1 protein-coding gene is annotated in these 560 nt (G+C 76.1%); it reads right to left on the reverse strand.

Annotated elements, in window-relative coordinates; all coding sequences use genetic code 11:
• Positions 1-560: hypothetical protein (locus AC2W7G_RS18245; RefSeq protein ID WP_485869679.1), on the reverse strand; the 560-nt coding region annotated here is incomplete at both ends.

Here is a 560-nt window from a genome sequence, read left to right on the forward strand (position 1 = left end):
CGCGCTCCAGCCGCGCTGGCGCCGTGCACGCGCCGTCGGCACCATGAGCAGCAGCCCGGCCACGCCGGCCGGGACACCGGCGACCATGGCGCCGATGACGCCGCCCAGGAACGGGTCGACGTCCCCGACCACGTGCACGGCGTCCTCGTGCCGTGCACGGCGTCCTCGTGCTCGGGGTCGACGAGCAGGGAGACGGCCTGCCCGTCGCGGTACCGGTCGGCGTCCCACACCGAGACCCAGTAGAAGTAGTCCGCGGTCTCCAGCTCGAGCTCGTCGAGGTCGGCGTCGCGGCTGGTGACCGTCGCGGCCGTCGGCTCGGCGCGCGCGGCCAGGGCCCGGTCCTCGGCCCGGAGCGTCAGGGCGACCGCCAGGAGGACCACGGTGAGGAACGCGGCGACCACGGCGCCCCCGATCCACGGCCACACGTGAGGCCGGGGTCCGCGGACGACGTCCTGGCGCGGACCGGTCCACCGGTCGGCCAGACGTCGCTGGCGCCGGAGGAGGAGCAGGTCCAGCACCACCAGCACCACCAGGACGGCGAGCAGCGTGCGCAGCCCGGG

Source organism: Aeromicrobium sp. PFPM2_SD2 (assembly GCF_057364525.1).